Origin of the sequence: Streptosporangium sp. CA-115845, from assembly GCF_050943795.1 — a bacterium.
Classification (GTDB): Bacteria; Actinomycetota; Actinomycetes; order Streptosporangiales; family Streptosporangiaceae; genus Streptosporangium.
Window position 1 is genome coordinate 1 of the sequence record NZ_CP191988.1, and the last position, 20,967, is coordinate 20,967.

At 69.8% G+C, this 20,967-nt stretch carries 18 protein-coding genes and 1 tRNA gene; 16 read left to right on the plus strand and 3 right to left on the minus strand.

Annotation, left to right across the window (positions count from 1 at the left end; all coding sequences use genetic code 11):
• The 10 genes from dnaA to ACQP0P_RS01750 all read left to right on the plus strand — a co-directional run bounded on the left by dnaA (window position 1) and on the right by ACQP0P_RS01750 (window position 12,889).
• Window positions 1-1,731, plus strand: coding sequence for a chromosomal replication initiator protein DnaA (gene dnaA / locus ACQP0P_RS01705; protein ID WP_433369940.1), 1,731 nt, complete (start codon window positions 1-3; stop codon window positions 1,729-1,731).
• A 571-nt stretch (window positions 1,732-2,302) separates the two neighbouring features.
• Window positions 2,303-3,442 carry a DNA polymerase III subunit beta gene (gene dnaN / locus ACQP0P_RS01710; RefSeq protein WP_433369943.1) on the plus strand — a complete coding sequence of 380 codons (1,140 nt, stop codon included), beginning with the start codon at window positions 2,303-2,305 and terminating at the stop codon, window positions 3,440-3,442.
• Window positions 3,442-4,197 carry a 3-keto-5-aminohexanoate cleavage protein gene (locus tag ACQP0P_RS01715; protein ID WP_433369946.1) on the plus strand — a complete coding sequence of 252 codons (756 nt, stop codon included), beginning with the start codon at window positions 3,442-3,444 and terminating at the stop codon, window positions 4,195-4,197. Before dnaN ends, ACQP0P_RS01715 begins: the two co-directional genes overlap by 1 nt.
• 32 nt (window positions 4,198-4,229) lie before the next feature.
• Entirely contained in the window at window positions 4,230-5,174 is a 945-nt protein-coding gene (gene gnd / locus ACQP0P_RS01720; RefSeq protein ID WP_433369948.1) for a phosphogluconate dehydrogenase (NAD(+)-dependent, decarboxylating), read from the plus strand.
• Window positions 5,175-5,359: 185 nt separating this feature from the next.
• Window positions 5,360-6,535, plus strand: coding sequence for a DNA replication/repair protein RecF (gene recF, locus ACQP0P_RS01725; protein ID WP_433369952.1), 1,176 nt, complete (start codon window positions 5,360-5,362; stop codon window positions 6,533-6,535).
• Window positions 6,525-7,079 carry a DUF721 domain-containing protein gene (locus tag ACQP0P_RS01730; RefSeq protein WP_433369955.1) on the plus strand — a complete coding sequence of 185 codons (555 nt, stop codon included), beginning with the start codon at window positions 6,525-6,527 and terminating at the stop codon, window positions 7,077-7,079. The genes recF and ACQP0P_RS01730 overlap by 11 nt, the downstream gene beginning before the upstream one ends.
• Before the next feature lie 320 nt (window positions 7,080-7,399).
• Window positions 7,400-9,322, plus strand: a complete 1,923-nt coding sequence (gyrB, locus tag ACQP0P_RS01735; RefSeq protein WP_433382470.1) for a DNA topoisomerase (ATP-hydrolyzing) subunit B — start codon at window positions 7,400-7,402, stop codon at window positions 9,320-9,322.
• A gap of 31 nt (window positions 9,323-9,353) precedes the next feature.
• A complete protein-coding gene (gene gyrA, locus ACQP0P_RS01740; protein WP_433369958.1) occupies window positions 9,354-11,885 on the plus strand; it encodes a DNA gyrase subunit A in 2,532 nt (843 codons plus the stop codon).
• Between the two features lie 182 nt (window positions 11,886-12,067).
• Window positions 12,068-12,676, plus strand: a complete 609-nt coding sequence (locus ACQP0P_RS01745; RefSeq protein ID WP_433369960.1) for a DUF3566 domain-containing protein — start codon at window positions 12,068-12,070, stop codon at window positions 12,674-12,676.
• A gap of 139 nt (window positions 12,677-12,815) precedes the next feature.
• Window positions 12,816-12,889 (plus strand) — tRNA-Ile (locus ACQP0P_RS01750).
• Window positions 12,890-12,955: 66 nt separating this feature from the next.
• On the opposite strand, the gene ACQP0P_RS01755 is transcribed toward ACQP0P_RS01750, so the two are convergent.
• Window positions 12,956-13,129 carry a hypothetical protein gene (locus tag ACQP0P_RS01755; RefSeq protein WP_433369963.1) on the minus strand — a complete coding sequence of 58 codons (174 nt, stop codon included), beginning with the start codon at window positions 13,127-13,129 and terminating at the stop codon, window positions 12,956-12,958.
• Window positions 13,130-13,510: 381 nt separating this feature from the next.
• Between ACQP0P_RS01755 and ACQP0P_RS01760 the strand changes: the two genes are divergently transcribed.
• Both ACQP0P_RS01760 and ACQP0P_RS01765 read left to right on the plus strand, forming a co-directional pair.
• Window positions 13,511-14,260, plus strand: coding sequence for a TetR/AcrR family transcriptional regulator C-terminal domain-containing protein (locus tag ACQP0P_RS01760; RefSeq protein ID WP_433369966.1), 750 nt, complete (start codon window positions 13,511-13,513; stop codon window positions 14,258-14,260).
• Window positions 14,261-14,515: 255 nt separating this feature from the next.
• Window positions 14,516-15,301 carry a DUF72 domain-containing protein gene (locus tag ACQP0P_RS01765; protein ID WP_433382473.1) on the plus strand — a complete coding sequence of 262 codons (786 nt, stop codon included), beginning with the start codon at window positions 14,516-14,518 and terminating at the stop codon, window positions 15,299-15,301.
• Window positions 15,302-15,373: 72 nt separating this feature from the next.
• On the opposite strand, the gene ACQP0P_RS01770 is transcribed toward ACQP0P_RS01765, so the two are convergent.
• Window positions 15,374-16,579 carry a sensor histidine kinase gene (locus ACQP0P_RS01770; protein ID WP_433369969.1) on the minus strand — a complete coding sequence of 402 codons (1,206 nt, stop codon included), beginning with the start codon at window positions 16,577-16,579 and terminating at the stop codon, window positions 15,374-15,376.
• Window positions 16,576-17,232 (minus strand): response regulator transcription factor, encoded by a 657-nt coding sequence (locus ACQP0P_RS01775; protein WP_433369972.1) that lies wholly within the window; start codon window positions 17,230-17,232, stop codon window positions 16,576-16,578. The genes ACQP0P_RS01770 and ACQP0P_RS01775 overlap by 4 nt, the downstream gene beginning before the upstream one ends.
• Window positions 17,233-17,368: 136 nt before the next feature.
• Between ACQP0P_RS01775 and ACQP0P_RS01780 the strand changes: the two genes are divergently transcribed.
• Genes ACQP0P_RS01780 through ACQP0P_RS01795 form a run of 4 tightly spaced genes read left to right on the plus strand, consistent with a single transcriptional unit; the run spans window position 17,369 to window position 20,890 of the window.
• Window positions 17,369-17,890, plus strand: coding sequence for a hypothetical protein (locus tag ACQP0P_RS01780; RefSeq protein WP_433369974.1), 522 nt, complete (start codon window positions 17,369-17,371; stop codon window positions 17,888-17,890).
• Window positions 17,887-18,984, plus strand: coding sequence for a peptidoglycan-binding protein (locus tag ACQP0P_RS01785; protein WP_433369977.1), 1,098 nt, complete (start codon window positions 17,887-17,889; stop codon window positions 18,982-18,984). Before ACQP0P_RS01780 ends, ACQP0P_RS01785 begins: the two co-directional genes overlap by 4 nt.
• The gene (locus tag ACQP0P_RS01790; protein ID WP_433369980.1) at window positions 18,981-19,676 is read left to right on the plus strand and encodes an ABC transporter ATP-binding protein; all 696 of its coding nucleotides are present in this window, start codon (window positions 18,981-18,983) and stop codon (window positions 19,674-19,676) included. The genes ACQP0P_RS01785 and ACQP0P_RS01790 overlap by 4 nt, the downstream gene beginning before the upstream one ends.
• Complete coding sequence (locus ACQP0P_RS01795) at window positions 19,673-20,890, plus strand: ABC transporter permease (protein WP_433369983.1); 1,218 nt, start codon at window positions 19,673-19,675, stop codon at window positions 20,888-20,890. Before ACQP0P_RS01790 ends, ACQP0P_RS01795 begins: the two co-directional genes overlap by 4 nt.
• Window positions 20,891-20,967: the final 77 nt, after the last annotated feature.

A 20,967-nucleotide genomic window follows, 5' to 3' on the forward strand; every position in this document is an offset into this window, starting at 1 on the left:
ATGGACGGAACGGACCTCAGCGCGGTCTGGGCGAGGGCGCTGGAGAACTCCCTGAACGAGAACGTCCCGTCTCAGCAGCGGGTCTGGCTCAACATGACCCGGCCCTTCGGCCTCATGAACGACACGGTGGTACTCGCCGCACCCACGGATTTCGCCAGAGATGTTCTGGAGAACAAGCTTCGTCCGCTTATCAGTCACGCGCTCTCCCAGGAGTTCGGCCGCCCGATGCGGGTGGCGGTCATGGTCGACCCCAGCGCGGCGGGCCCCGAGCCTGGACTCGCCTCCCGCCAGGACCCTTATCCCCAGGCGCAACCGCAGGGTTATGCACAGGCCGGCGGAGCCCAGCAGGGTTATGCACAACCGGCCAATCCCCAGCACCACGGGGGTTCGGTGCCCCATCCCCCCTACCAGGGGGGTAACCCGGCCGCCCAGCCGTCCACCGAATATCCACAGGCCCAGCCGTTCTCCTATCCGTACCAGCAGGGCGAGGAACCCCCCCAGCCGTACCGCTCCTCGGAGCCGTCGCAGGCTCCCGGACCGGGGGAACCGAGCCCCGGATACAACCGCGGTGGCTACACCGCGCCCTCACCGCGTCCCGAGCCCGACTCCTTCGACCGCGGCGCGCCCGCGGTGCCCGGTGCGGGCGGCGTACAGAACAGGTGGGACAGCCGCGGGAGCCGGACGCCGGGCGAGCCCGCCCGGCTGAACCCGAAATACACCTTCGAGACCTTCGTCATCGGCTCCAGCAACCGTTTCGCCCACGCGGCCGCGGTCGCGGTGGCCGAGGCGCCCGCCAAGGCGTACAACCCGCTGTTCATCTACGGCGACTCGGGTCTGGGCAAGACCCACCTGCTGCACGCGATCGGCCACTACGCCCAGAGCCTGTACGACGGCGCGCGGGTGCGGTACGTGAGTTCCGAGGAGTTCACCAACGACTTCATCAACTCCATCCGCGACCACAAGGCCGACAACTTCCGGGGCCGCTACCGGGCCGTGGACATCCTGCTGGTGGACGACATCCAGTTCCTGGAGGGCAAGGAGCAGACGCAGGAGGAGTTCTTCCACACCTTCAACACCCTGCACAACTCCAACAAACAGATCGTCATCTCCAGTGACCGGGCGCCGAAACAGCTGGTCACGCTGGAGGACCGGCTCCGCAACCGGTTCGAGTGGGGCCTGATCACCGACGTCCAGCCGCCCGAGCTGGAGACGCGCATCGCGATTCTGCGCAAGAAGGCGATCCAGGAGGGCCTGGCCGCGCCGCCCGAGGTGCTGGAGTACATCGCCAGCCGCATCTCCACCAACATCCGCGAGCTGGAGGGTGCCCTGATAAGGGTGACCGCGTTCGCCAGCCTCAACCGGCAGTCGGTCGATCTGCAGCTCACCGAGGTCGTGCTCAAGGACCTGATCACCGAGGACGCCGGGTCCGAGATAACGGTCGCCACGATCATGGCCTCCACCGCCGCCTACTTCGGTCTGTCGATCGACGACCTGTGCGGCGGGTCGCGCTCGCGCGTCCTGGTCACCGCCCGCCAGATCGCCATGTACCTGTGCAGAGAGCTGACCGACATGTCGCTCCCGAAGATCGGCCAGCAGTTCGGCGGCCGTGACCACACCACGGTCATGCACGCCGACCGGAAGATCCGCTCCCTGATGGCCGAGCGCCGCTCGATCTACAACCAGGTCAACGAACTCACCACCAGGATCAAGCAGCAGTCCCGCAATGGCTGAGGTTTTTCACCCCGTGATGCACAGGCTGTGGAAAACCTTGTGGATCAACGATTCGCGAGGGCGGGGAAGGCTCCGGGACGTCCACCCATGATCATCAGCAGACGAGCCGGTCCGAACCCTGTTCGGGGGCTGTGGACAACTCTGGGGAGAAGTTGGGGACAACCTGTGGGTAACCCGTGGACAACCTGGGGACGCCCTGTGAAGAGAGTTTTCCACAAGGACAAACCGACCTCATACCCGGTGGATAACCTGGGGAAACCTCGTGGATAACCGGTGGACAGAGCGCGCCGAATCTGGGGACGGCCTGTGGGTACTCCGCGGTTCTCCCCAGCCCCAAGAGTTGTCCACAGCGGGCGCCCACAACCCCGGTGGATGAAAAAACCGCACTTGACCTGCGGAAACGATGGCTTTCCACAGTATCCACACCCCCTAATACGATGGCCACTTGTATCTCTACTAGGAAACCCAAGAGCCATAAGAGGGGTTCCGGGAGAGCGCAGGCTTCAGACAGTGAACACTTGAACCCCAGGCACCGAGCGGACGGCGCTCGATACACAGGAGGCAGATCCACGTGATGTTCCGGGTCGACCGAGACGTGCTCGCTGAGGCGGTCGCATGGACGGCGCGCAGCCTGCCGGCGCGTCCCTCCGTGCCGGTGCTGGCCGGCATGCGTCTTGAGGTCACTGAGAACGGGCAACTCAAGCTCTCGGGCTTCGACTACGAGGTCTCCGCCGAGGTGACCCTCGAACTGCAGACGGGAGAGGCGGGCGTGGTGCTCGTCTCGGGCAGGCTGCTCGCCGAGATCACCAGGGCGCTCCCCGCGCAGCCTGTGGACTTCGTCGTGGAGGGCGCCAAGGCGGTCGTCACCTGTGGCAGCGCCCGGTTCACCCTCCTGACCATGCCGGTGGAGGACTATCCCTCGCTGCCGACCATGCCACCGGCCGCCGGCCGGGTGGGCAGCGACGTGTTCGCCTCCGCCGTCGGCCAGGTCGCCGTGGCCGCGGGCAAGGACGACACCCTGCCGATGCTCACCGGCGTGCGCGTGGAGATCGAGGGGGACACGGTCACCCTCGCGGCGACCGACCGTTACCGCCTCGCCGTGCGGGAGCTGAAGTGGCAGCCGGACCAGCCCGACTTCTCGGCGATCGCGATGATCCCGGGCAGGACCCTCGCGGACACGGCCAAGGCCCTGGGGGGCACCGGCGCCGAGGTCGAGATCGCGATGAGCTCCGCGGGGGGCACCGGTGAGGGCATGATCGGCTTCTCCAGCGCGGGGCGCCGCACCACCACCAGGCTGCTCGACCCCGAGTTCCCCAAGTACCGCTCGCTGCTGCCCACCGAGTTCTCCGCCTGCGCGCAGCTGCCGACGGCGGCCTTCGTCGAGGCCGTCAAGCGCGTGGCCCTGGTCGCCGAGCGCAACACGCCGGTACGGCTCGCCTTCCGCGGCGACGAGGTCGTCCTGGAGGCGGGCAGCGGCGACGAGGCGCAGGCCGTCGAGGTGCTCCCCGTCGAGTTCGAGGGCGAGGACATCAACATCGCCTTCAACCACCAGTTCCTGCTGGAGGGCCTTGGCGCGATCGACTCCGACGTGGCCCGCCTGCAGATGACCACGTCCACCAAGCCGGCCATCCTCACCGGCGGCAAGCCTGTGGACGACGGAGAGGTTCCCGACTACCGCTACCTGATCATGCCCATCCGGCTCTCCAGCTGATGACGGGGGCGCCCCGCTCGGGCGCGCTGTGGCTCAAGGCGTGCCTGAACGGTGCCAGGAGGCCCGGCGACCACCCGGCTCTCCCTCTGGCCCCCCTGGAGCTCGCTGAGGCGGCCCGTGAGGCCCGTGAGGCGGGTGCGGACGCTGTGCACATGCATCCGCGCGACGAGGGCGGCAGCGAGTCGCTCAGCGCCGTCCACATCGGGGCGGCGGTGCGCGCGGTGCGCGAGGCGTGCCCCGGGCTCCCCGTGGGGGTGAGCACGGGGTTGTGGATAACCGGCGGGGATGTGGAGGCGCGGCGCGCGGCCGTCCGCGGCTGGGCCGCGCTCGCCCCCGGCGACCTGCCGGACTTCGCGTCCGTGAATCTCTCGGAACCCGGCTTCCGGGACCTGTGGCATGATCTGCGGCGGCTAGGGGTGGACGTGGAGGCCGGGGTCTGGTCGACAGACGACGCCGACGCGCTCGCCGCGAGCGGACTGCAGTGCGCCCGGGTGCTCGTCGAGATCCTCGGCGACCCCGCGGACACGGCCGTCCGCCGGGCGCGTGCGATCCTGGACCGCCTCGCCGAGCTCGGCGTACCGGGACCGCGGCTGCTCCACGGGGAGGAGGAGCCGACCTGGATTCTCCTGGACTTCGCGGGGCAGTCAGGGCTGGCCACGCGCATCGGCCTGGAGGACGTCCTCCACGGTCCCACGGGTGATCCGGTAGGCGGGAACCCCGAGCTGGTAAGGCTTGCGCGGGCACGTCTGGCGTAGGTGAACGATGGAACCCTGAAGGGGGTACTCGTATGCAGATCGGCATGGTCGGGCTGGGCAAGATGGGCGGCAGGATGGCTGAGCGCCTGCGCCGCGGCGGCCACGAGGTCGTCGGTTACGACCGCGATTCCGCGGTCAGCGACGTCTCCAGCCTGGAGGAGCTCGCGGAGCGGCTCCAGACGCCGCGAGCGGTGTGGATCATGGTGCCCTCGGGGGAACCGACCCGGGCGACGATCGAGGCGCTCGGCGAGGTGCTGGCCCCCGGCGACCTCCTCATCGACGGAGGCAACTCGCACTACGTCGACGACCAGAGGCACGGCGCCGCGCTCACCGCGAAGGGCATCGGGTTCGTCGACTGCGGCGTGAGCGGTGGAGTCTGGGGGCTGGAGAACGGCTACGCGCTCATGGTCGGCGGCGACAGGGCCGACGTCGAGCGGGCGATGCCGATCTTCGAGACCCTCAAGCCCGAGGGCGAGGACGGTTTCGTCCACGCGGGCAGGATCGGTGCCGGTCACTTCGCCAAGATGGTCCACAACGGCATCGAGTACGGCATGATGCAGGCCTTCGCCGAGGGCTGGGAGCTGCTGGAGGCCTCCGACATCGTGACCGACGTGCCCGGCGCCTTCAAGAGCTGGCGGCAGGGCACCGTCATCCGCTCCTGGCTGCTCGACCTGATGGTCCGCGCACTTGAGGAGGACCCCGCTCTGGAACAGCTCGAGGGCTACGCGCAGGACTCCGGCGAGGGCCGCTGGACGGTTCAGGCGGCCGTCGACCTCGCGGTCCCGCTGCCGGTCATCACCGCCGCCCTGTACGCCAGGTTCGCCTCCCGCCAGGACGACTCGCCGGCCATGAAGGTCGTCGCGGCCCTGCGCAACCAGTTCGGCGGCCACGCGGTCACCTCCAGGGCGGGCTCGGCGGCCAAGGGCGCCGACTCCCCCGGCGCCGACGTCACCCCCCCGGTCGAGGCGGCCGGCTAGCGCGGCGTTCCCGTCCAGGGCGCGGACCCACCACCGCTCCCGGCTCGGCAGGGCCGCTCCGGCGGCCGCGGCCGCACGTTCGCGACCTCCGTCGCAGGGCTCGCGCCATACCGTTCTCCACGGGGCGCGAGCCGTGCGGGCGCCGGAGGCCACGGTGACGGGCGGGGCCGACTAATCTTCCTGGGGTGCATGTCGCCCATCTCTCCCTGACCGACTTCCGGTCCTACGAAACCGTCGATCTCGGCATGGAGCCGGGGGTCACGGCCTTCGTCGGGCCCAACGGCACGGGAAAGACCAACCTGGTCGAGGCGCTGGGCTACGTGGCGACGCAGGCCAGCCACCGGGTCGCCGGTGACGGGCCGCTGGTCCGGCAGGGCGCGGCGCGGGCGGTCGTGCGCTCGGTGGTGGTCCGCGACGACCGGCGCGCGCTGATCGAGCTGGAGATCAACCCGGGCAGGGCCAACAGGGCCAGGCTGAACCGCTCGCCCGTCTCTCGCACACGCGATGTCGTCGGCCTGCTGCGCACCGTCCTGTTCGCTCCTGAGGACCTCTCCATGGTCAAGGGCGACCCCGCCGAGCGGCGCCGGTTCCTCGACGATCTCCTGGTGGCCAGGGCGCCCAGGTTCGCGGGGGTGCGCGCCGACTACGACAGGGTGCTCAAGCAGCGCGGCGCCCTGCTGCGCACGGCCGCGCAGGCCCGGCGGGGGCGCGGCCGGAGCACTCGGCGGGCCGAGAGCGACGCGGCGTTCGCCGAGGCCGGGGCGGGGGACCCGCTGAGCACCCTTGAGGTCTGGGACGCCCACCTGGCCACGCACGGCGCCGAGCTGCTCGCGGCCAGGCTGGAGCTGGTCGAGACGCTGCGCCCTCTGGTCGCCGCCTCGTACGCCTCTCTCGCGCCCGACTCCGCCCCCGCGGGGCTGGAGTACCGCGGCACCCTGCCTGCGGATGCCGGCACCGACCGCGCCGAGCTCGCGGAGCGGCTGCGGGCCGGCCTGCTGGAGGTTCGCGCCGCCGAGCTCGAACGTGGCGTCACCCTCGTCGGCCCGCACCGCGACGACCTGTTCCTTGGGCTGGGGGAGCTGCCCGCGCGCGGCTACGCCAGCCACGGTGAGTCGTGGTCGTACGCGCTGGCGCTCAGGCTGGCCGCCTACGACCTGCTCAGGGCCGACGGCGGCGACCCGGTCCTGATCCTGGACGACGTCTTCGCCGAGCTGGACAGCAGGCGCCGGCGCCGCCTGGCCGAGATGGTCGCCCCCGCCGAGCAGGTGCTGATCACCGCCGCGGTTCCCGACGACGTGCCGAAGGAACTGGCCGGAGGCCGGTTCGACGTGACAGAGGGAGGCGTGGCCCGTGCCCGATGACGCAGAGCCTGGATCGGGCGGTGGCGGGGCGGACGCCACGGCTCCCGGCTCGGCGAGGAGCGCGGCCGCCAAGGGGGCGGCGATGGCCAGGGAGAAGCTGGCCCAGGCCAAGTCGGACGCCGCCAGGCGAGGTCAGCTCCCCCGCAGGGAGCCGCGCCGCAGGGCGTCCGGGCCGCGCAGGGACGCGGGTGACCCCCAGCTCTTCGGCAGGGCCATCGCCGACCTGCTCGCCGATCGGGGCTGGCAGCAGCCTGCCGCGATCGGCGGGGTCTTCGGCCGCTGGCACGAGATCGTCGGCCCGGACATGGCGGCCCACACCAGGCCGGAGACCTTCGCGGAGGGCGAGGTCGTGGTCGTCGCGGACTCCACCGCCTGGGCCACCCAGGTGCGGCTGCTGGCAAGGACCCTTGTAAGAAGGCTGAATGAGGAGCTAGGGGACGGAACGGTACAACGGGTCAAGGTCCGTGGACCGCAGAACGGCCCCCGCTCCAGCGGCGGTCTGCGCGTCACCGGAAGCCGCGGCCCGGGCGACACCTACGGCTGACTCGGCGCTCAGAAACGGATCAGCAGCCTTTCTGACGCGACGAACCCCGCCCCCGTAGGGGGATGTTCAAGACGATGATCGTCACGCGACAGGCCATTCCAGGGGCCGTCAATGCCACATGATGTGCTCTGAGCCGCTAGAATGAAATCGAATTCCGGACACGTCCGTTTGCGTGTCACCCCCGGCGTGTGTGCCGGCTCCCCTGGGTGGACGCATCGGGGCATTCACGACGGTGACGGGCACGGCGGGGCTACACGTTTGTCTCCCTGCCGCGTGTCCGCGGCAGGAGGATTTCGCACTTGTCCTACGACGCTAGCTCAATCACTGTTCTCGAAGGACTTGAGGCGGTCCGTAAGCGCCCCGGCATGTACATCGGCTCCACCGGTGAGCGCGGTCTCCACCACCTCGTCTACGAGGTCGTCGACAACTCCGTCGACGAGGCCCTGGCCGGGCACGCCGACCGGATCGAGATCACCCTGCTCGCCGACAACGGCGTGCGGGTCGTCGACAACGGCCGTGGCATCCCGGTCGGCAACGTTCCCGGCGAGAACCGTCCCGCGGTCGAGGTCGTGCTGACCGTGCTGCACGCGGGCGGCAAGTTCGACGACAAGTCGTACGCGGTCTCCGGAGGACTGCACGGCGTGGGCGTCTCCGTCGTCAACGCGCTGTCCAGCAGGCTCGAGGTGGAGATCCGCACCGACGGCCACCACTGGCGGCAGACCTACGTCGGCACCCGGCCCACCACCTCCCTGATCAAGGGCGAGGAGACCGACGAGACCGGCACCTCGATCACCTTCTGGGCCGACGGGACCATCTTCGAGACCACGACCTGGCACTTCGAGACTCTCGCGCGCCGCTTCCAGGAGATGGCCTTCCTCAACAAGGGCCTGACGATCTCCATCAGGGACGAGCGCCCCGAGTTCATCGAGGATGACCCCAAAGAGGTCACCTACCACTACGAGGGCGGTCTGTCCGACTTCGTCAAGCACCTCAACTCCAAGAAGGAACCCGCCCACGTATCGGTGATCGACTTCGAGGCGCACGGAGACGGCATCGCGGTCGAGATCGCGATGCAGTGGAACAACTCGTACAGCGAGTCGGTCTACACCTTCGCCAACACGATCAACACCGCGGAGGGCGGCACCCACGAGGAGGGCTTCCGTGCGGCACTGACGTCCATCGTCAACCGCTACGCGCGCGAGCAGAAGTTCCTCAAGGAGGGCAAGGACGACAACCTCGCGGGTGAGGACATTCGCGAGGGCCTCACCGCGATCATCTCGGTGAAGCTGGCCGACCCGCAGTTCGAGGGCCAGACCAAGACCAAGCTGGGCAACACCGAGGCCAAGTCGTTCGTCCAGAAGGCCTGCAACGACCACCTGCGCGACTGGTTCGAGCGCAACCCCGGTGAGGCCAAGGACATCATCACGAAGTCCCTGCAGGCCTCCCGCGCCCGCCTCGCGGCCCGCCAGGCCCGTGACCTGACCCGGCGCAAGTCGCTGCTGGAGTCGGGCTCCGGTCTGCCGGGCAAGCTGGCCGACTGCCAGTGGAGCGATCCGGAGAAGTGCGAGCTGTACATCGTCGAGGGTGACTCGGCGGGCGGCTCGGCCAAGGGCGGGCGCGACTCCAAGTTCCAGGCGATCCTGCCGATCCGCGGCAAGATCCTCAACGTGGAGAAGGCCCGGATCGACAAGGTCCTGCAGAACCAGGAGGTCCAGGCGCTGATCACGGCCATGGGCACCGGGGTGCACGACGAGTTCGACATCACCAAGCTCCGCTACCACAAGCTCATCCTGATGGCGGACGCCGACGTCGACGGCCAGCACATCACGACCCTGTTGCTGACCCTGCTGTTCCGCTTCATGCGGCCGCTGATCGAGGCGGGGCACGTCTACCTCTCCCAGCCGCCGCTCTACAAGATCAAATGGGACCGCAAGGGCGACGACGCCTCCTACGCCTACTCCGACCGGGAACGCGACGTGGTCATCCAGGCCGGCATCGACGCGGGCAAGCCCGACCCCCGGCCCCGTGACAACGTGCAGCGCTTCAAGGGGCTGGGCGAGATGAACGCCGGTCAGCTCTGGGATACGACCATGAACCCCGACACCCGCCTGCTCCTGCAGGTCACCCTCGACGACGCGGCCCAGGCCGACGAGCTGTTCAGCGTGCTCATGGGTGAGGACGTCGAGGCGCGCCGTTCCTTCATCATCAGGAACGCCCGAGATGTCCGTTTCCTCGACGTGTAGCGGTAGCCGTACCAGAAAAGGATCTTGACCTGTGACGGAAGTCAACACTCCGCCCGGCCCTCCGGTAGACCGCGTCGAGCCGGTCGACATCCAGTCCGAGATGCAGCGCAGCTACATGGACTACGCGATGTCGGTCATCGTCTCGCGCGCGCTGCCGGACGTCCGCGACGGCATGAAGCCGGTGCACCGCCGGGTGCTGTACGCCATGTACGACGGCGGCTACCGGCCCGACCGCGGTTATTTCAAGTGCTCCCGCGTCGTCGGTGACGTCATGGGCACCTACCACCCGCACGGCGACGCGTCGATCTACGCCACCGTGGTGCGGATGGCCCAGCACTGGGCACTGCGCTACACGCTGGTCGACGGGCAGGGCAACTTCGGCTCACCGGGCAACGACCCGCCCGCGGCGATGCGCTACACCGAGTGCAAGCTCGCGCCCATCGCCATGGAGATGCTGCGCGACATCGACAAGGACACCGTCGATCTCATCCCCAACTACGACGGGCGCTCCCAGGAGCCGACGGTCCTGCCCTCGCGCTTCCCCAACCTGCTGGTCAACGGGGCGGCGGGCATCGCGGTCGGCATGGCCACCAACATCCCGCCGCACAACCTGCGGGAGGTGGCCTCGGGCATCGTCTGGGCCCTGCAGAACCCGGAGGCGACGGACGAGGAACTCCTCGAAGCGCTGATCGCCCGGGTCAAGGGCCCCGACTTCCCCACCGGCGCGCTGATCGTCGGCCGGCGTGGCATCGACGACGCGTACCGGACCGGCCGCGGTTCGATCACCATGCGGGCGATCGTCGAGGTCGAGGAGGACGCCAAGGGCCGCCAGTGCCTGGTCGTCACCGAGCTGCCCTACCAGGTCAACCCGGACAACCTCGCGCTGACCATCGCCGAGTCGGTGAAGGACGGCCGGATCACCGGCATCGCCGACGTCCGCGACGAGAGCTCCTCGCGTGTCGGCCAGCGCCTGGTGATCGTGCTCAAGCGCGACGCGGTCGCCAAGGTCGTGCTGAACAACCTCTACAAGCACACCCAGTTGCAGACCACCTTCGGCGCCAACATGCTGGCCCTGGTCGACGGCGTGCCGCGCACGCTCAGGCTCGACCAGTTCGTCCGCCACTACGTGGCCCACCAGATCGAGGTCGTGGTCCGCCGGACCCGCTACCTGCTGCGCAAGGCCGAGGAGCGGGCGCACATCCTGCGCGCGCTGCTCAAGGCACTCGACCGGATGGACGAGGTCATCGCGCTGATCCGGCGGTCGCCCTCGGCGTCCGCCGCCCAGGGGGGCCTGATGACGCTCCTGGAGATCGACGAGATCCAGGCGCAGGCCATCCTCGACATGCAGCTGCGCAAGCTGGCCGCTCTGGAGCGCCAGCAGATCACCGACGAGTACGACGCGTTGATGACGCAGATCAACGAGTACCAGGCGATCCTCGCCTCGCCCGAACGGCAGCGCACGATCGTCCAGGACGAGCTCTCCGAGCTCACCGCGCGGTACGGCGACGAGCGCAGGACCGAGATCATCGCCTACGAGGGCGACATGTCCATCGAGGACCTCCTCGCCGAGGAGGACATGGTCGTCACGATCACCCGCGGCGGCTACGCCAAGCGAACCAACACAGATCTTTACCGGGCGCAGAAGCGCGGCGGCAAGGGTGTGCGGGGTGCGCAGCTGCGCCAGGACGACATCGTCGACCACTTCTTCGTCACCACGACACACCACTGGCTGCTGTTCTTCACGAACAAGGGCCGCGTCTACCGGGTCAAGGCGTACGAGCTCCCCGACTCCGGCCGCGACGCGCGCGGGCAGCACCTGGCGAACCTGCTGGCCATGCAGCCGGACGAGGTCGTCATGGAGGTCCTGGACCTGCGTGACTACGACGTCGCCCCCTACCTCGTGCTGGCCACCCGCAGCGGCCTGGTGAAGAAGACACGCCTGTCCGAGTACGACTCGCCGCGCACGGGTGGCCTCATCGCGATCAACCTGCGCGAAGATGACGAGGTGATCGCTGCCAGGCTCGTGTCGGAGGAGGACGACCTCCTGCTCGTCTCCCGCGGTGCCCAGTCCATCCGCTTCACGGCCTCCGACGAGGCCATGCGCCCGATGGGCAGGGCGACCAGCGGTGTGATCGGCATGCGCTTCCTTGAGGGCGACGAGCTCCTGGCGATGAACCGGATCGCCGACGGCGACAACGTGCTCATCGCCACCGAGGGCGGATACGCCAAGCGCACCCCCGTGGATCAGTACCCGCTCCAGGGCAGAGGTGGAAAGGGCGTGCTGACCGCCAAGATTGTCAGCACCCGTGGCAAGCTGGTTGGCGCGGTCATGGTCAGGCCCGAGGACGAGGTTTTCGCGATCACGTCCGCCGGAGGGGTTATCCGGACGAGCGCCGGGGAGATCAAGCAGTCGGGCCGCCAGACGATGGGGGTTCGACTGATGAATCTCGCAGAGGGGGACAGCGTCGTGGCTCTGGCCCGCAACGCGGAGTCGTTGGAGACCGAGGAAAACGCCGAAGTGTCGGTGGAGACCGAGGGGAACGGGGAAGGAGATAACCCGTGAGTTCTCAAGGCGAGCCGGGCTCGCGCCCCGCCTCCTCGTCGACACGCGACCAGGTGACGGAGAAAGTAGACAAGGCCGCTGAAACGAAAGGCGTCGAGGCGGCCTCGTCACCGGTTAACGGTAGCGCGCCCGCGCCGGAAACCGATGAATCGGTAGCCGACGACCCCAAGGGCAGGAAAAAAGTGACGACCACAGAGGACGGCAAGCAGGCCGAGACCACGGTGCGGATCCGTCCAGGATCTCCACCTCCATCCGCGCCGCCGTTACAGCCATCCTCATCGCCTCCGCCGGCGGCGGGGCAGCAGAACCGCCCACCGGCGGGGCAGCAGCCCTGGTCGCCCGGAAGCCTGTCGTCGCCCCAACCGCCGCTGGACGCGCCTGGCAGGAAGCCCTCGGACATCCCCGCCCCCAGGTCGCCCCGTAAGGCGCACCTGGTGCTGCGCAGGGTCGAGCCGTGGTCGGCCATGAAGTTCAGCTTCGTGGTGTCACTGGTCTGCTTCGTGGTGCTGTTCATCGCGGTCGCGGTGCTCTACATGGTGCTGTCGGGGCTGGGGGTGTTCGACAACATCATCCAGACGGTCAACCAGCTGACGACCGCCGACGGCAAGGCCACCAGTGGCGTCGACGTCGCCTCCTGGTTCGAGCCGGTCCGCATCCTGGGCTACACCGCCCTGATCGGCGCGGTGAACGTCGTGCTGATCACCGCACTCTCCACCCTCGGCGCGGTGATCTACAACGTCGCCTCCGACCTGGTCGGAGGCGTGGAGGTCACTTTCAGCGAGGCCGAGTAACCGATCTTGAGCCATGTCCCCGCCCTGCCGCGGTCGGGGACATGGCGCAAGCAGGTGCCGGAACAGGGTAAGCTTTTCCCAGTTCGAACGGACGGGTTCGCCTCCGCGAAGCGGGTGCGGGGCCGTTCGTGTGTGCTGAGGGGCTATAGCTCAGACGGTTAGAGCGCTTCCCTGATAAGGAAGAGGTCCCAGGTTCAAGTCCTGGTAGCCCCACCTCGATAAACACCCCGAAGCGATCAAGCTCCGGGGTTTTTTACTGCAACGGGTACTGCAACGGCCTCACTCGAACAGTCCGTTGACCTTCTTGAGGGCGTCCTGGCGGCTCTCGCCGTCCCCGTGCGTGTGGATCTCCATCGTGACCGAGATACGGCTGTGCCCGAGGATCTCCATCGCGTCATGTGGCGCGACCCCGAGTTTCTTGAGCAGCGACGCGGCGGTGCGCGTCGTGAACACGGATCGGTCGCAGCGTGTTCGCCGCCACGATCCGGGCGAAGGAGCGGGCGAGGTTGCGCGGCTCGATCGGTCGGCCCGACGTGGTGGTGAACACGAGTCCGGTGCCCATCCAGTCCTTGCCCGCCTCCTCCGTCAGTACGCGGATGAATGGTGTCGCCCGTCAGGGGCGCCACCAGCCGAGAAAACGACAGATCATTCGCACGCCACGGCGATACCACCTGCCGCCCGACGCGGCTCCCGGCATCTGGTTGCCGAAGATACGGGGTATGAGGTACAGCATATGTTGTACAGGGTGCGTGATTCCACACCTGGGCAACCATCGAAACGGATCATTGAGTTCGGCTCGCGGCGGGCAACCGGGCGGGGAGGAACGGAGGCGTCATGGCAGAGGAGCGTGTGCTGCCCCCCGTCGTGGCGCGGATGTGGGGGCGTGAGTCCGTGTCACGCCACGGGCCGCGACCGAGCCTCGACGCGGCCAGGATCATCGCCGCCGCGATCGAGATCGCCGACACCGAGGGGTTGCCGGGCGTCCGGATGAGCAGCGTCGCCTCCCGCGTGGGAGTGGCGACGATGTCCCTGTATCGCTATGTCGGCAGCAAGGAGGAGTTGCTGACGGCCATGGCCGACGCCGCGGTCCCAGACCCCCCCGAGCTCGGCGGGCTGTCGTGGCGGGACTACCTTGCGACATGGACCCGCGCCAACCGTGACTCCTTCCTCGCCAGGCCGTGGATGCTGCTCATCGCCCGCCTCACCCCGCCCATGGGCCCGCGGAGCCTACGCTGGTTGGACCGGGCGTTGGCCGCACTCGCCGACACGGGGCTGGACGCAGGCGAGCGGATCAACATCGCGAGCGCCCTCGGCGGGTACGCCATCAGCGAGGCCACGTTCGTGCATGGGATGAGCAGCGGGCGGGAAATCGTCGGTGACGCCGGGGTCGCGGGGATGGCGGGGTACAGCAGGGTCCTCGCCGAGGTCGTCGACCCGGAGGGTTATCCCGAACTGTTCGCCGCGATCCACTCCAATGCCTTCGGAGACGCCGCCGAATGGGTCGACGACGACGACTTCACCTTCGGCCTCGACCTCCTGCTCGACGGTGTCGAAACGCTCATCGCGCGCCGGACCACGGCCTGAGGGACCACGCTTCCACCGGCCGACCATGGCGATTTTCCGTGCCGCTCGGCTGAACTCGTAAAAGAAGGCCAAGGCTGATATGGCCCTGTCTTCCTCGGGTCAAATCTGTATCGAGGGTGGAAATCCCTCCGCGGGAGCGAGCGGTCCGCACAGGGACCGCCGGCGGGGAAGGTGGGCGGCGGCCCGTGTGGGGGCCGCGGTGGCGGGCAGGTTCTGCTGGTGGAGGGCCGGAATCGACGGGGCTGAGCTGTCATGATGCTGGTGGGGACGTCTGGCTGGCAGTATGCCGACTGGCGCGGGGGGCTCTACCCGCCCGGCCTGCCCCAGCGGCTGTGGCTGGAGCGGTATGCCGAGTGCTTCGAGACGACCGAGAACAACAACACCTTCTACCGGCTGCCGGCGCGCGAGACGTTCGAGAAGTGGCGGGACCGCACCCCGGACACGTTCGTCATGGCGATCAAGGCGAGCCGTTTCCTCACCCATGTCAGGCGGCTGAAGGATCCCGAGGAGCCCGTCGAGCGCCTGCTGGCGGCGGCCGAGGGGTTGGGAGCCAAGCTCGGGCCGATCCTCCTGCAGCTTCCGCCGACGTTGCCGGCCGATCCCGGCAGGCTCGCCGCATGTCTTCGCTGCTTTCCCGCCCAGGTGCGGGTCACCGTCGAGTTCCGGCACGTGTCATGGTGGAGCGATTCCGTCCGCGAGGTGCTGTCGGCCCACGGGGCGGCCCTGTGCTGGGCCGACCGGCTCGGCCGCCCGCAGACACCCCTGTGGCGGACCACCGACTGGGCCTACCTGCGCTTCCACGAGGGCCGAGCACACCCCTGGCCCGGGTACGGCGACGGCGCGCTCCGTTCCTGGCTGCGGCGCCTGGGCCGGGAATGGGATGAGCGCTGCGACGTCCACGTGTACTTCAACAACGATCCGGGCGGCGCCGCGGTGCGCGACGCCGCCCGATACGCGGAACTCGCGCGCGCCGAGGGGTGGCCGGTGAGTCGCACGCCGGCCCGGATCCCGGCACCCGAGGAAACGGCGCCCGCCCGGTGACGCTCCCGCTACCGGAATGCGGGCCAGTGCTTCGGCCTTCAGCCCGGGGAGGACGTCAAGGCACCTGGGGAATCAGCCGGGCCCGCCACCACCCGGCAGGGTGACGGTCACCACCAGGCCGCCGCCGGCCCGCGGGCGGGCGGCGACCTCACCCCCGTGCGCGCGGGCCACCGAGCGCACGATGGACAGGCCCAGCCCCGCCCCCTTGGCGGTGACCATGCGCTCGGCGCCCAGTCGCCGGAACGGCTCGAACAGCGCGGGAAGCTCGTACGGCGGCACCGTCGGCCCGCTGTTGCTCACCTCGACCTCGGCCCTGCCGTCGGCCCTGACACGGCTGGTCGCCCGCACCCAACCGCCCTCCTTGGCGTTGTGCCGCACTCCGTTCTCCACCAGGTTGTGCACCATCCGCTCAAGCAGCAGGGCGTCCCCCAGCGTGAGTGCCTCCCCCGCGTGCTCGGTGATCTCGATCCCGGCCTGTCCGGCCTCGGGCGCGCACTGCGCCACGACATGGCTGAGCACGTCGGCCAGATCGACGGGAAGCCGCTCGGTGATCTCGTTCTCCGATCCGGCCAGTAGCAGCAGCCCGACGATGAGCCGCTCGTGCCTGGTGTTGATCTCCAGCAGGTTCTCGCCAAGCTGCTTGACGTCCTCGGAGGCCGACTTGCGGTGCATGGCCAGTTCGACCAGCGCCCGGCCCAGGGTGAGCGGGGTGCGCAGTTCGTGGGAGGCGTTGGCGACGAAGCGCCGCTGCCCGTCGAAGGAGCGGTCCAGCCGCTCGACCATGACGTCGAAGGTGTCGGCCAGATCCTTGACCTCGTCGTCGGGCCCGCGCAGGGCGATCCGCTCGTGCAGCCCCCGGTCGGCGGCGGGGGCCGCGGCGATCCGCCTGGCGGTCTCGGTCACCTGGTGCAGGGGTGCCAGGACCCGGCCGGTGACCAGCCAGCCGAAACCCGCCGCGGCACCGCCGACGACCACCAGCGCGATGCCGCCCAGGGTGAGCATCGAGGTGGTGGCGGCCTCGTGCAGGGTGCTCTTCTGCTGCTTCATCCACTGCTCCGCGTCGAGCAGGGTGGCCGACGGCGGGCCGTACATGACGTCGGAGGCAGGCGCCGAGCGTCCGATGGTGATGACCTTCGTCCTGGAGGTGAGCTGCTGGCTGAAGAGTGTGTAGGTGGTACCGAGCAGCACGATCCCGGCCACCAGGAACAGCCCGCCGTAGATCAGGGTCAGCCGGGCCCGCAGCGTGATGCGGCGCGGCAGCAGTGTCCGGGACCTCACGGGATGCGATACCCCACTCCGGTGACGGTCTCGATGAGCGGGGGGTCGGCGAGTTTGCGGCGCAGCTTGAGGATGGTGAGCCTGACGGCACCGGTGAACGGGTCGGCGTACTCGTCCCACGCCTTCTCCAGCAGCTGCTCGGCGGGAACCACCGCGCCGTCGGCGCGCAGCAGCTCGGCCAGCACGGCGAACTCCTTCTTGGCCAGCGGCACGTAGCGGCTGTCGCGGAACACCTCGCGGCGTGCGGGGTCCAGGGTGATGCCCGCGCGGCGCAGCACCGGCGGCGTGGCGGGGCGGCACCGGCGCCCGAGCGCCAGCACGCGGGCGGCCAGTTCGGGGAAGGCGAACGGCTTGCTGAGATAGTCGTCGGCGCCCAGCGACAGGCCCTCGACCCGGTCGGTGATCTCGGCGGCCGCGGTCAGCATCAGCACCCGCGCGCCGGTCCCCGCCTCGACCAGTTCCCGGCAGACCTCGTCGCCGTGTACGGCCGGCAGGTCCCGATCCAGCACGACCACGTCGTAGTCGTTGATGCCCGCCCGCTCCAGCGCCGCCGCTCCGTCGAGGGCGACGTCGACCGCGTGGGTCTCCTCGCGCAGCCACTCCGCGATCGCCTCGGCGAGCAACGGCTCGTCCTCCACCACCAGAACTCGCATGCCCCCATGGTGGCCGCCCCGGTGTTTCCTCCACGTTAGTGATCGTTCCTGGAAACGCCGGGGAAACACCGCACCCGGTTGCATCACCTCCCGAAGGGCCGGAAACGCTCCGGCCGCGCCTTGAGGAGACGACACCATGCGACTGCGGACGTACCACGCGCTGGCGGCACTGCTACTGGCCCTGACCATGACCGGATGCGGTGCCGCGCCCGAAACCGGCACGGTGGCCTCGGCCGGCGGCGGGGCCAAGCAGACGGGCGGCAGCGCCGCCCCGACCCTGAGCCAGGAGGAGAAGGGCGTGAGGTTCGCCCAGTGCATGCGGGAGAACGGCGTGCCCATGGAGGACCCGGAGGGTGGCCGCATCCAGCTCAAGTTCGACAAGAACAGCGGCGTCGACAGGGCCACGGTGGACAAGGCCATGCAGGCATGTCAGGAGTTCAACCCGCAGGGCGACAAGTCCGGGGCCGCCGACCCCAAGGCGGAGGAGCGAGGCCGCGCCTACGCGGCCTGCATGCGCGAGAACGGCCTGGAGAGCTTCCCCGATCCCAAGCCGGGCCAGCGCGGCATCATGATCACCCCCGAGATCGGTGAGGACCCCGACTTCCCCGCCGCCCAGCAGAAGTGCCAGGACATCATGACGGCCGGCGGCCCGCAGTGACCGCAGAGGAGACCCGCCCACGACGCCGCGCGCGCCGCGGGGGAAAGATCGTCCTGGCGATCGTCGCCATGGCCGTGGGCGGCGCGGCCGCCGCCGGCGTGCTGGGCATGGGCGACGGCACCGCGGCCGGCGCCCCCGCCACCCGGCTGCCGCCCAAGACCGTCCCGGTGAGCAGGCAGACGCTCACCGACACGCACACCGCCGACGGCGCGCTCGGCTACGGCACCACCAGCACCGCCGTCAACCGGCTGCCCGGCACCCTCACCCACCTGCCGGGCACCGGCGACCGTGTCACCCGGGGCAGAGCGCTGTACCGGGTGGACGACAGGCCGGTGGTGCTGATGTACGGCACGTTGCCCGCCTACCGGACGATGCGGGTCGGCGACGAGGGCCACGACGTCAAGCAGCTGGAGAGGAACCTGAAGGCGCTGGGCTACACCGGCTTCACGGTCGACGACGAGTACACCTACTCCACCGCCGAGGCCGTCAGGCGGTGGCAGGAGGACCGGGGTCTGGAGGAGAGCGGCGAGGTCGAACTGGGCCGGGTGATGTTCGCCCCTGGCGCGATCCGGGTCGACAGCCTCCAGGCGGGAGAGGGCGACCCGACGGGCCCGGGACGCAAGGTGCTGACCTACTCCGGCACGGCCAAGGCCGTCACCGTCGAGCTGGGCGCCTCCGAGCAGCGACTGGCCAAGAAGGGCGGCAAGGTCACCGTCACGCTCCCCGATGACACCGTCATCGGCGGCCGCGTCAAGGAGGTGTCCACCGTGATCAAGCCGGGCGGCCAGGGCCAGAGCCCCACGACCGGCGTGGAGGTGGTCGTCGAGCTGCGCGGCGGGAAGGCGCAGAAGGCGGCCGCCGCCTATGCCATGGCCTCGGTCGATGTCACCTTCACCGCGGGCAGGCGTAAGGACGTGCTGACCGTCCCGGTCGCCGCGCTGCTGGCGCTGCGGGAGGGCGGCTTCGGCGTTGAGGTGGTCAACGGCTCGACGTCCTCCTACGTCCCGGTCAGGACCGGCCTGTTCGCGGCCGGCCGGGTGGAGATCTCCGGTGACGGGATCACCGAGGGAGCCGTCGTGGGGATGCCGAAGTGATCTCACTGAGCGACGTGACGAAGGTCTACCCCGGCGGCGTCACCGCGCTGGCCGGTATCTCACTGGACATCGGCGCCGGCGAGCTCGTCGCCATTGTGGGCCCCTCGGGCTCGGGCAAGTCCACCATGCTCAACGTGCTCGGCACCCTGGACCGACCCACCACGGGCAGCGTGCGCATCGACGGCTACGAGGTGGGCAGGCTCGGGGACGCCAGGCTGTCGGCGCTGCGGGCCACCCGGATCGGCTTCGTCTTCCAGCAGTTCCACCTCGCCGCGCGCGTCACGGCGCTGGACAACGTGGCCGACGGGCTGCTCTACTCCGGCCTGCGGCAGAGCGAGCGGCGGCGCAGGGCGGCGGCGGCGCTGGAACGGGTCGGGCTGGGCCACCGGATGGACCATGAGCCGCACGAGCTGTCTGGTGGCGAGCGCCAGCGCGTCGCGGTGGCGCGGGCGGTGGCGGGAGACCCCCCGCTCCTGCTGGCCGACGAGCCGACCGGCAACCTCGACTCCGCCTCGGGGGCCGGGGTGATGGAGTTGATGCGCGGCCTGCACGCGGGAGGCACCACCGTGGTGATCATCACGCACGACAGGGAGATCGCCGAGTCACTGCCCCGCCGGGTGCGGATGCGCGACGGCCGCGTGACCTTCGACAGCGCGCGGCCCGAGGCCGCGGTCTCGGAGGTGGGTCGATGACCGCCGAGATGCTGCGACCGGTGCTGCGACCGGCCAGGATGTGGCCGCGCGATGTGCTCAAGGTGGGCGTGGTGGGCCTGCGCACCCGGCCGATGCGGGCGTTCCTGTCCGCGCTGGGGATCGCCATCGGCATCTCCGCGATGGTCGCCGTGGTCGGCATCTCCTCCTCCTCGCGTGCCGATCTGGACCGCACCCTGTCCGAGCTGGGCACCAACCTGCTGACCGTCTCGCCCGGCACGACGATGACCGGCGAGCAGGCCAGGCTGCCGGTCGAAGCCGAGGCGATGGTGGGCAGGATCGCTCCGGTGGAGTCGGTCTCGGCCATCGGGCGGGTGGCCGACGCCGACGTCTACCGCACCGGAAAGATCCCCAAGGCGGAGACGAACGGGATCGCGACCTACGCCGTGCGGACCGGGCTGCCCGCCACCGTCGGGGCCGAGGTCCGTAGCGGTACCTGGCTCAACGCCGCCACCGCCTCCTATCCGGCGACGGTGCTGGGCGCGGTCACCGCGCAACGCCTCGGGATCGGCCACGCGGGGCCCGACACCCAGGTAATGGTCGGCGGAGTGTGGTTCACCGTTGTCGGCATCCTGGCCCCGGCGCCGCTGGCGCCCGAACTGGACACCGCGGCGCTGGTCGGCTGGCCGGTGGCCGAGTCCAGGCTGGGCTTCGACGGCCGCCCGACCGTCGTCTACACCCGCTCGCGGGACGCGCAGGTGGAGGCGGTGGCTCAGGTGCTCGGCGCCACCGCCAACCCGGAGGCCCCCAACGAGGTCGACGTGTCGCGTCCCTCCGACGCGCTGGCCGCCAAGCAGGCCGCCGACGCGGCCTTCACCGGGCTGCTGCTCGGCGTGGGCGGGGTGGCGCTGCTGGTCGGCGGGGTCGGGGTGGCCAACACCATGGTCATCTCGGTGCTGGAACGGCGCGGCGAGATCGGCCTGCGCCGCTCCCTGGGGGCGACCAAGGGGCAGATCCGCACCCAGTTCCTCGCCGAGTCGCTGCTGCTGTCGGCGCTGGGCGGGATCGCGGGCGCGCTGCTGGGCGTGGCGGTCACCGCGGGGTACGTCACCTCGGTGTCGTGGCCCGTGGTGATCCCGGCGTGGGCGGTGCTCGGTGGGCTGGGCGCCACGCTGGTCATCGGCGTGCTGGCCGGTCTGTACCCGGCGATCCGCGCCTCCCGCCTGTCGCCCACCGAGGCGCTGACGCAGCCGTAGCCGGTACGAGGAGGCTGTGGGTGACGTGTACCGGCCGGTGAGCGGTGCGGCAAGAGCCTCCTGGAGATCGTCCAGGC

What these genes read in the sequence shown, in the direction of transcription:
- dnaA (WP_433369940.1), top strand. Translation starts at nt 1, where the DNA reads ATGGACGGAACGGACCTCAGCGCGGTCTGGGCGAGGGCGCTGGAGAAC.
- ACQP0P_RS01715 (WP_433369946.1), top strand. Translation starts at nt 3,442, where the DNA reads ATGACGGGGGCGCCCCGCTCGGGCGCGCTGTGGCTCAAGGCGTGCCTG.
- gnd (WP_433369948.1), top strand. Translation starts at nt 4,230, where the DNA reads ATGCAGATCGGCATGGTCGGGCTGGGCAAGATGGGCGGCAGGATGGCT.
- ACQP0P_RS01760 (WP_433369966.1), top strand. Translation starts at nt 13,511, where the DNA reads ATGGCAGAGGAGCGTGTGCTGCCCCCCGTCGTGGCGCGGATGTGGGGG.
- ACQP0P_RS01765 (WP_433382473.1), top strand. Translation starts at nt 14,516, where the DNA reads ATGCTGGTGGGGACGTCTGGCTGGCAGTATGCCGACTGGCGCGGGGGG.
- ACQP0P_RS01775 (WP_433369972.1), bottom strand. Translation starts at nt 17,232, where the DNA reads ATGCGAGTTCTGGTGGTGGAGGACGAGCCGTTGCTCGCCGAGGCGATC.
- ACQP0P_RS01780 (WP_433369974.1), top strand. Translation starts at nt 17,369, where the DNA reads ATGCGACTGCGGACGTACCACGCGCTGGCGGCACTGCTACTGGCCCTG.
- ACQP0P_RS01795 (WP_433369983.1), top strand. Translation starts at nt 19,673, where the DNA reads ATGACCGCCGAGATGCTGCGACCGGTGCTGCGACCGGCCAGGATGTGG.